The organism is Streptomyces sp. NPDC048257, from assembly GCF_043201855.1.
Classification (GTDB): Bacteria; Actinomycetota; Actinomycetes; order Streptomycetales; family Streptomycetaceae; genus Streptomyces.
In genome coordinates this window covers 52,659-54,375 of sequence record NZ_JBICZI010000021.1, presented here as the reverse complement: position 1 = coordinate 54,375, position 1,717 = coordinate 52,659, and the positions used below count along the sequence as shown (strand labels likewise).

The following is a 1,717-nucleotide window of genomic DNA, read 5'->3' as shown; positions in this document are numbered from 1 at the left end:
CACTGTCCGCGGGCTGCTCGACCTCGGGCTTCTCGACCTCGGCCGCCGGAGCCGGAGCCGGAGCGGAGTCCGGCTGCACGGCCCGGAACACGGCGGTGCGCTCGCTGTCCACGGGCGAGTCCACGGCCGGGGGCGCGTCCGAATCGGAATCGGAATCGGAAGAACCGGAAGCAGAAGCGGAATCAGAGTTCGGCTCCTCTTTACGGGCTTCCGGCGTGCCGGACACGACGGCGTCGGCCTCGTCCGCGGCGGCCCCGTCCTCCACCGAAGCGGAACCTTCGGCCTCACCCGGTCCAGCCTCGGCGTCCGCATCCGCGTCCTCGGCGGAGGCCACCCAGGCCGCCACCGCATCCCGCAGCGCATCCCGCTCGCCGGCTCCGGCCTCGGCCTCGACGTCCGCTTCACCCTCAGCTTCAGGCTCGGGCTCGGGCTCGGGCTCGGGCTCGACGGCTCCGTCGCCGCCGTCACCGACGCGAGCGACCCCGCCGCCCTCGGGATCCCGCGGCCGGAACACCGACAGCCTCGGATCGCGCCCCGCGGACGACTCCGCCGCCCCCGGCGCTCCTTCATCTACCGACTTGTCGGGGGACTCGCCCGCCACCGTTCCTCCTCCATCGCCGCCACGTCCGGCTGTCCGAATGTCTAACAGTGTCCCGTCTCGGGGGCATCGCCCCCGTGCGAGACGAGAACGACATAGCTGCGGGTTCCCCCACAAAGCGGCCACGCGCTCTCGACAGATGAATGTGAGAGGCGTCACCCTGTCACTCATCCACGCGGGGAGGCATGGATGGGCAGGAGCCGCAGAACAATTCCGGAGGAGCTTCTGCTGCTCGCCTTGGACCCGGCCACGGGTACCACGGCGCAGCCGCAGTCGCTCGACCTCGGCCTGGCCGGGGCACAGCTAGTGGAGCTGGCTCTGGCAGGACGGATAGCCCCTGATGGGGATCGTATCGCCGTGGTGATGCCACGGCCGACAGGAGATCCGACTCTGGACTCCGCACTGGAACTGCTGCGCAGGCGCGGCAGCCCGGTACGGGCCGTCCACTGGATCGGCGGACCCCGGCTGGGGCTCCGTCAGATTTACCTCGCACATCTGGAGCGCTGCGGCATGGTTCATGCCGTTGCGGGACAAATGTGCGGAGTGTTGCCGACGACTCGCTACCAAGCGACGGACACGGAGATCAGCCGGGAGATCCGAGCCCGGCTCGACAGTGCGATCCGCACCGGCGTACCGCCGGACCCGCGGACCGCGGCGCTCGCCGCACTGGCCCACGCGGTCGGACTCGGCAAGCACCTGTACCCCGGCAACGAGGGGCGGTCGTCCAGGTCCCGACTGCGGGACCTGATCCGGCACGACCCGATGGGCGGACTCGTGGCGCACGCCGTGATGGACGTCCAGAACGGTGTGGCCGCACAGCCACGCCGTGACCGCGCACCCGCACCGCCGGCCCGGGCCACGGCGAGCAGCGTCCCGCTGCAGCCGCGCCGGACGGGCGCGATGGCCCGCGCGGCCGCGCACTGATCCACCCGCTCGATCGCACCACCATCGCACCACCATCGCAACGCCACCGCCGAGACCGACGTCCGCGAGGACCCGGTCCGGGCAGCCGCCAGCGCGGGGGGGGGGGGGGGCGGGTGGGCGGGGGCCCCCCCCCCCCCCGCGGGGGTTTGGGGCGGTGCCCCCCCGCGCCCCCCCCCTGGGGGGGCGGGAGGGGAC

At 73.0% G+C, this 1,717-nt stretch carries 1 protein-coding gene and 1 pseudogene; one reads left to right on the top strand and one right to left on the bottom strand.

From position 1 onward, the window contains the following. Nucleotides 1–601, bottom strand: a pseudogene (locus ACGFZK_RS29395) (hypothetical protein); the annotation flags it as partial. 186 nt (nt 602–787) lie between these two features. Here ACGFZK_RS29395 and ACGFZK_RS29390 point away from each other — a divergent pair. Next, on the top strand, nt 788–1,522 hold the full coding sequence (locus ACGFZK_RS29390; RefSeq protein ID WP_030390041.1) for a GPP34 family phosphoprotein: 735 nt from the start codon (nt 788–790) through the stop codon (nt 1,520–1,522). The last annotated feature ends 195 nt before the right edge of the window (nt 1,523–1,717 follow it).